The sequence below is a fragment of the Pseudoalteromonas sp. P1-11 genome (assembly GCF_001399995.1).
In the GTDB taxonomy this organism is placed as follows: Bacteria; Pseudomonadota; Gammaproteobacteria; order Enterobacterales; family Alteromonadaceae; genus Pseudoalteromonas; species Pseudoalteromonas atlantica.
In genome coordinates this window covers 42,369-50,188 of sequence record NZ_LJSP01000019.1, presented here as the reverse complement: position 1 = coordinate 50,188, position 7,820 = coordinate 42,369, and the positions used below count along the sequence as shown (strand labels likewise).

Genomic DNA, 7,820 nt, shown 5'->3' with positions numbered 1-7,820 from the left:
CGTTATCGCCTATTTATGGGGAACAACCACACTACATAGGCTCTGCCTTGCCTAATTACCAAACAGACGGCTGCAAATTTAACCTCAAAAGATAAACAGGCCCTAGCTAGACATGGGGTTAGTTATTTTTATTTAAACCGCCAGCTTTGTTTATACGGGTATACGTCAGGTAAAAAGCCTGATTTAATTTGTTGTTGGCAAGCTTGCCAAAAATCAGCTAAAAACAGATCGTTATGTTCGCAGTTAAAATAGTTAAATGCCGTTTCGTTTGCGCTAAAAAACACCTTAAACTGACTGGGGAAAATATCGTTTTCTGCTATATCAAAATAACTGTTGGCGCTTAGCTCCTCCAGGTCGTTTTGTGCGCTAGGTACATCTCTAAAATGGCAATCAGTCAATGGGCAAATTTCATCAAAGTCGTAAAAAACAACGCGCCCCCAACGGGTTACGCCAAAGTTTTTCATTAGCATATCGCCTGGGAATATATTTGCGCCGGCTAAGTCTTTAATCGCTTTACCGTAATCGGTCATAACCTGTTGTAATGCTTTGTTAGAGCAGTGATTAATGTATAAATTAAGCGGCGTCATTTTTCGCTCAACATACACATGCTTTAAAATAAGCGCCTTACCCGATATAACCATGCTGCTGCCAATTTGTGATTTCATTTGCTTAAGTAACTCGTCGCTAAAGCGGCTGAGGTCGAACGCTAAATACCTAAATTCGTGTGTATCTACTAAGCGTCCTACGCGGTCGGCTTGCTTTACAAAGTTGTACTTGGCTTTTACTTGCGCTTTGGTGGCTGTTTTTGGTGCACTAAATTTATCTTTTATTACTTTATAAACGTAGTCTAGCCCTTCAATGGTAAATACCAGCATAACCATGCCGGGAGTACCTGGGGCTGTCACGTATTTAAAATTAGTAGGGCTATTTTTAGTGGTATCAACTTTGTAACGATAAAACTCTGTTTTAGCGTGCTTAATAAAGCCAATGGCGTTAAATAACTCAAAGCGTTTTTTATGAGGCATCAGCACGCTTAAGTAATCTACGTAACGCGCGGGTTGGTCGGTATCAACCATAAAATAGGTACGAGCAAAACCAAACAGTAAACTTAACTGATCGGCGCCCATCATTACGGCATCAAGCTTTAACCCTTTATTAGTATTTAATATGGCGATAGCAAAAGGCATATTATCGCCATTTTTAGCAATACAGCGCCCTATTAAGTAACAGGCTTTGTTTCTAAAAAATAATGAATTTGCGTATTCTATAAACCCGTCGTTTAAATTTATAAGCTCATACACTTGTTTGCATTGTTGCTTTGCACCGGCCATTAACGTTGTTTGCAATGCCTGTAAATCGGCGTTTAAATGGCTAAAAGGCACTCTAAAAGCTTGGCGGGTAATGAGCGTTTTTACAGCATGGTTAAACCCATCTTTAAACGATATTCTCCTTACTAAATTTTCATACGAACGCGGCTCGCTTCTGTATTTTGCTTTTAATACAAACAAATGTACGGTACGAATTTTTTTATCGTCCCAAATTGCACCAAAGGTAGAATTAAAAAAGGTATGTGCTATGGGTTTGTTTTCATGATTTTGCACCATATCGCCGTATATATTTTTAGCTAGCTGCCATGTTTGCGGGCAACTCAGTTCAGCGTAAGCAATTACTCTCACAGCTTCACTGACATTTTTTACTTCCCGTTCGTACACTTGTAAGCGTTCGCGCATGGCAGTTTGCACATCGTGATATTTTTGTTGTTCAAACCGGCTTTGCGCACCTAGCGTAATATTTAAAAACTGCGCAAACATTGCTTCAAAGCCTGCAAAAACAGCGCGGGCCAACTTAGTAGCAATAACTTGCTGTAGCGCATTATTGGTTTGATTAGTTAACGATTTTGACATGGTTACAACACTTTTATTTTTACCACTTATAGCGGTTATTTTTTATTAATTGTTTACACCTTAGCAAGCAGGCTTTAATTTAGGTAATTAATAAAGCATATAAATAAAATTGATCATATGAATATACGTAACGTCGATCTCAACTTATTAGTGTACTTAAATGTGCTCATTGATGAAAAAAGTGTTTCAAAAGCAGCTAATAAACTCGCACTAACACAACCTGCCATGAGTAACGCACTTAAACGATTACGTGATTTATTTGACGACCCACTACTTGTGCGTGCCGCAGGCTCTATGACCCCCACCAGCAAAGCACTTAGCTTAAAGCCTGAAATAGAGTCTCTTTTAAAAATGGCAGAGGCGATTACTCAGCCCAGTGAGCAATTTAACCCAGCAACGGCAGAGGTGACTTTTAGAATAATGGCAAACGACTACATGGAGTCGACCTTAATTGCCCCCTTTATTACTGAGCAGTTAACTAAAAACCCGGGGGTTAATTTTGATGTACTGAGTCCAAGCGATGTAAACCTGCAAGATATGGAAAAAGGCACTATTGATTTAGCCATAAACCGTTTTAATGGCTTGCCTCGCTCGTTTCATCAAGCCAGTGTTTGGCGCGATAATTACTGCTGTTTAACCCACCCTAAAAATACCTTTTTACAGCACTCAAGCCTTGAAGATTATCTGCAAAAAGAACATGTTTGGGTAAACCGCGCTGGCTGGGGGCCAGAAGCTGCCGTTACCAATAAGTCAGGCAAGCAAAAACTAGGCTGGGTAGATGAAGCACTTTGGCAGCTAGAACAAACACGTAAAATACGGGTGTTTACACGCCACTACATGATTGCAAGTTTGCTATGCCAATCAGAGCAACTTATTGCCACCTTACCGCGCAGGCAGGCTAAATTATTAACCACGCATACCGATTTAGTCATTAGCCCAGTACCGTTTCAAATAGTTCCTATTGAGGTAAAAATGATATGGAGCCCGCTGCTTCACCATGCTCCCGCACACCAGTGGTTACGCCGTGAGCTGCTTGAGTTTGCTAAAACAATTGCTGATAGGTAATTAGTAATTTTCTTTAATTTAAAATTCTGATTACAGCTCAAAATGTATTAAAAAAGATTTAAGGAAAATCACTATCAACATTGATTACTCTAATTATTCACTTAAAGAATTACATGAAGCACTTGAAACTATTGATGCAAACAAATACCCGCAAAGATACAAACATCTAATAGAAGAGCTAAACAACCCAAAGAGAGTGGATCCTAAGGTTATAAAGCAATTAGAAATAACAGAGCAAAACTCGAAGAAAGAAGCCAAAGCATACGTAACTATTTTACTAGGCTTGTTTTTCATTCTATGGAGCTACTTTACTTATAATGATGGCGTTATACATAATAAAGGAGGGGAACGGGTAATTGCTTCTATCGAATCGAGCCCTAAAAAATTCTATTTTTTTATTTTTGGTGCAATAGGCTTAGGGTGTATAACCGTCGCGCACGGTATAGAAACGATAGTAAAACAAAAAAAAGCGCTCAAAAATAACAATTATGAAAAATAAAAAAGAATATCCTTACCTATGCGAAAGCCGCCTTAGCTATATTTATAGATGTATAAAATGTGGCGCTTTTATTAAAAAAGGAATGCACGTGTGCTATCGGTGTGAACATGTTTTTTCTAAAGAAGATGTTGATATTATGATCAAACAGTATCGTAAAAATTATAAGAAAAACTGGCATCATAAACTTTATTTTGTGGTTTTTATCACAACTATTATATGCGCATTGCTCTTTTAAAAATGAAAAAGCGCCATGGTATTCAACTTTGGGAAAATACCATGGCGCTTTTGAAATCGTAGAAATAGGAGTGAACCCTACCCTTTATATTTAGCAACCTTGATGCCAACCCACCAAAAAAATAAAAAACTTTAAAATCAAACACCTAATTAAATTATGCTTTTAATTATTATTTAGTGTGTCCCAGTTTTGTGCATTTTTATAGGTTTTTGCACCACTTTAAATAAGCATGCTAAGTGGTTTTTGGTTAGTTGTCATTTACTATTGATAAAATCAATGTCAGTTATTGAAAACAACAATTTCATTAATAATACACTTAGCGCTAAAGTGAAGTTAAGCCAACAAACTAAGAGTAATGATTATGACAACATCAAGCTTCACACAACAAGACGGGTTATTTATTGACGCTAATTTACATCAGTTTATTACCCAGCAGTTATGCACTAAAACCAATGCCGCTGAGACATACCAAGCACTTGCTACCTTGGTTGATGAGTTTGGTTGTAAATGCCGTAAAACAAAGCACCAACCGGATGACATTTTAGAAGTAGATACGCTACTGCATGCGTACCAGCGTAAAAACCACCCGCTTTGCCATGTAGATGCACAAACAACCGAGGCAGTACTTGATGAATACTGCTGCCAAGTACCGGCTATTATTGTAGTTGCATTAATGGATACGCTTAGTGGTACTCAGTGCGATGAACCTAATGCACACGATATTTACCACCGCGCTGCACAGCTTACTAATCGCCCATGTGTACACAAGGCAAAAACAGCCACAGCGGCCTAATAATGGAGTTGCTTAAAAATACTCGATAACCTTTTGTGCAAAATCACTGCAGCTTAGGGTTGTCGAGTTATTAATATTTTGCGCTAAATCAAAGGTTACATTACTGCTTTTGAGTGCTTGTTCGAGCGCTTGTTCAATCAGCTTTGCTGCCTCATCCCAGCCCATAAACTTAAGCATTAAAACGGCACTTAAAATACTGCTACTTGGATTTGCTTTGTTTTGCCCTGCTATTCTCTCAAACGTACCATGAGTTGGTTCAAAAAATGCCACATCGTTATTTAAATTAGCAGCCGGCATAATGCCCACTCCGCCAACTTGTGCGCTGAGCATATCAGCTAAAAAATCGCCATTTTGGTTTGTGGTTGCCACCACATCAAATTGCTCTGGGTTCATTAAACATTGTTGCAGCATGTTATCGGCTATCACTTCTTTAATAATTAAAGGCGATTTATTAGCGCGTGCTATTTCAAGCCAGCGTCCGTTTTCGTGTGGGGTAGCGTTAAACTCATTTTGGGCTAAGGCAAACCCCCAACGTTTAAAGGCACCATCGGTAAATTTAAGTACATTTCCTTTATGCACAAGCGTTAACGATTCGCTGTTATTTGTAAGGGCATAATTAATTGCATAGCGTACTAGGCGCTCGGAGCCTTCTTTAGATATATTTTTTATACCTATGCCACACTCTTGAGAAAACCTTAGGCGCGTTACTCCCATTTCTTCACATAAAAAGTCGAGCATTTTCTCGCTCTCTACGCTGCCAGCTTGCCACTCTATTCCTGAATATACATCTTCGCTGCTATCACGCAGCACTGTTATGTTAGTTAAAAATGGATTTTTTAACGGCGATGGCAACGCACTTAGCCCTTTAACAGTGCGCATATTTACAAATAAATCCATTTCGTGCCTTAGCGCCACATTTAATGAGCGAAAACCGCCGCCAAGAGGTGTAGTTAGCGGCCCTTTAATTGCTATTTTGCACGCACGTACTGCGTTAATCGTCTCCTCTGGGAACCAATCGCCATCATATAACTTTGCTGCTTGCTCGCCGTTATATACTTGCATCCAGTGAATTTTTCGCTCCTTTGCATAACAGTGTGTAATGGCATTATTCACCACATGCTGCATGGCCGGTGTGACCTCTTGCCCAACCCCGTCACCATTAATATAAGCAATAATAGGGTTTACAGGCACATGCCATTGGCCTTTAGCATCAATAGTAATATTTTGTCCGTGCTCAGGGATTTTAATATGCTGATAAGCCATGGTTAATACCTATAGTCAAAATAGTGTTACCTGATTAAATCATGCTTGATTGAGCATGTATGCAATTTGCTTTTTATAATTGATATTAGTTAAAAAAATAACGAATTACGTGTGCTTAATTATGTAAATAGTGGGTCAAGTATTAAGCGCGTATTTAGGAGGTATAAATGAAGTTATTTTGGCTGTTATTGCTATTAATGTGCTCTTTAAAAGCCTCAGCTGTTGATGTGGTTATTCATAATTTAGACGCACTGACGACTAAGGGTGAAAAAACGGTAGCTACTTGGGTAAATCAAAGCCTTAAAAAAACACAAAATACCTTAGGCCCATTACAACAAAGCACCCTCCCTATTTATTTAAAGCCACAATATTTTGCTTTTGAACCCGTGCCATGGGCTAGCGTAAAACGAAATAATCCCGATGGATTAGAGCTGCATATTGACCGCTACGCAAGTTTAAATGCATTTACAAAAGATTGGACGCTTTACCATGAGCTCTCTCATTTATATTTACCACTACTGCCTTACTCTGGCTTTTGGTTAAGCGAGGGGTTTGCCAGTTACATGCAAAACGTAATAATGCGCAACAGCGGTGTTATTAGCCAAGCGCAATTTGTTCAGCGCCTAAACGCAGGGTTTGAGCGAGCACGCTTACAAACTAAAACAAAGCAACAGCCACTTAATAAACTTTCAAATGATATGTGGAAGCAACGTGCACAACAGCGGGTTTATTGGACAGGGGCAGCATTTTTTGTAGAAGCCGATTTAGCCCTTCAAAAACAAGGTAAAAGCGTTGCCGCTATAATAAAACAATACCAACTATGCTGCAGAGCTGCGCGCACAAGTGCTAAAACGCTCATAAAAGAGTTAGATAAGCTCTCACGCAGTAGTATTTTTACTACCTTGTACGCGCAATATAATACGCGTACCGACTTTCCTGTTATTACTAAAACGCAGTTAAATACACTTTAAGTGCTTTTAATAAGTGCGAAATACTCATCATATGCTTTTACATTGTAATTAGTTGAGTAAGCATTCATAAAACCATGCAAAAACGGTGTTTTGTTACACGTAACTTGGCTTTTACTGGCTAAAGCACTTATCACTTCATCTACATTAAAATGAATTTCGGTATGTGGAAAAATAAACGTACAAGGTACTTTTGCCGCAATATCTAAATGATTTCTAATTTGTGAAGGGTAAAAGCCAATCAGCTTTTTTAGGTGTGGATTGCCTGTTAATAACTGTGCGCGCCACGCGGCACTTGCGCCTGCACTAAACCCTATACAGGCTGTTGGCTCTGTAAGGTTATTAAATACATTTAAGAGCTTAGCTACGTAATTGTCATGGCCACAGTCATTTATAAATTTATTATAATAATACTTTTCACTATCAATGGGTTGCAGTTCTCCTTTGTAGGGGTCTATAACCTCTGTATTGGCTTGCATAATATCTAACAACCTCATTAAAGGTGCTGTTAAACCATAAATATCGCTGACTATTATGTAATTCATACTTACCTTTTTAGGGTTAAAATCCATGCGTTTAAGCAGTTGATAAAATTAAGTATAAATAATTTTTAAATAAATAGCTTGCACACATTTTTTATTTAGGTTACCTTTCTTCTCTGGTCTTAAAAAACCACCGCGGTTAACCTTTTTACCCTGATCCAGTAAGCCCCGCAAAACGTATATTTTAAAGCTAAGTTATTGTACGGCGAGAACCCCTATTAATACCTTGATGATTTTTTTAATATCATCGCAAAAGTGTCATAAAGATCGTCAACACTGTAATGAAGCTAAACACAACATCGTTAATTTATTAACTGCATTTGGCTATAAAAAATAGCGCAGAGTAAATAACAAGAATAAAGTGAGTTTTATTATGTCTTATAAATACAATGGATCTATGATCCAAATTGCCCATCCGGTGCAATCAATTTCTGTAAACAAACAACGTGTTATTTTTAGTGATACACAAGGTTTGAAAAACGCAATGTTTCAAAAAGCAAGCGAAGCGCGCGAATTTGTAAAATGGTTAAAAGCCAACTAATCATTGCGAG

8 protein-coding genes are annotated in these 7,820 nt (G+C 38.3%); 5 read left to right on the top strand and 3 right to left on the bottom strand.

Annotated features, from left to right (window positions below; genetic code table 11):
- Positions 1 to 128: 128 nt before the first annotated feature.
- Positions 129 to 1,904, bottom strand: a complete 1,776-nt coding sequence (gene aceK / locus AN390_RS18865; RefSeq protein WP_055255716.1) for a bifunctional isocitrate dehydrogenase kinase/phosphatase — start codon at positions 1,902 to 1,904, stop codon at positions 129 to 131.
- Positions 1,905 to 2,021: 117 nt separating this feature from the next.
- On the opposite strand from aceK, the gene AN390_RS18860 reads away from it, so the two are divergent.
- From AN390_RS18860 to AN390_RS18845, 3 genes are all read left to right on the top strand, one after another.
- Positions 2,022 to 2,969, top strand: a complete 948-nt coding sequence (locus tag AN390_RS18860; protein ID WP_055255714.1) for a LysR family transcriptional regulator — start codon at positions 2,022 to 2,024, stop codon at positions 2,967 to 2,969.
- A 196-nt stretch (positions 2,970 to 3,165) separates the two neighbouring features.
- Positions 3,166 to 3,468: a hypothetical protein gene (locus tag AN390_RS18855; protein WP_055255712.1), complete on the top strand. Its 303-nt coding sequence runs from the start codon at positions 3,166 to 3,168 to the stop codon at positions 3,466 to 3,468.
- A 596-nt stretch (positions 3,469 to 4,064) separates the two neighbouring features.
- The gene (locus AN390_RS18845) at positions 4,065 to 4,496 is read left to right on the top strand and encodes a hypothetical protein (protein WP_004586781.1); all 432 of its coding nucleotides are present in this window, start codon (positions 4,065 to 4,067) and stop codon (positions 4,494 to 4,496) included.
- A 12-nt stretch (positions 4,497 to 4,508) separates the two neighbouring features.
- Here AN390_RS18845 and icd read toward each other — a convergent pair whose 3' ends face one another.
- Positions 4,509 to 5,759, bottom strand: a complete 1,251-nt coding sequence (gene icd / locus AN390_RS18840) for an NADP-dependent isocitrate dehydrogenase (protein ID WP_055255711.1) — start codon at positions 5,757 to 5,759, stop codon at positions 4,509 to 4,511.
- Positions 5,760 to 5,926: 167 nt separating this feature from the next.
- Between icd and AN390_RS18835 the strand changes: the two genes are divergently transcribed.
- Entirely contained in the window at positions 5,927 to 6,730 is an 804-nt protein-coding gene (locus AN390_RS18835) for a hypothetical protein (protein ID WP_055255709.1), read from the top strand.
- On the opposite strand, the gene AN390_RS18830 is transcribed toward AN390_RS18835, so the two are convergent.
- Positions 6,727 to 7,272: a dienelactone hydrolase family protein gene (locus AN390_RS18830; protein WP_055255735.1), complete on the bottom strand. Its 546-nt coding sequence runs from the start codon at positions 7,270 to 7,272 to the stop codon at positions 6,727 to 6,729. The genes AN390_RS18835 and AN390_RS18830 overlap by 4 nt on opposite strands.
- A 370-nt stretch (positions 7,273 to 7,642) precedes the next feature.
- Here AN390_RS18830 and AN390_RS19810 point away from each other — a divergent pair, with 370 nt between their 5' ends.
- A complete protein-coding gene (locus AN390_RS19810) occupies positions 7,643 to 7,810 on the top strand; it encodes a hypothetical protein (RefSeq protein WP_024033460.1) in 168 nt (55 codons plus the stop codon).
- Positions 7,811 to 7,820: the final 10 nt, after the last annotated feature.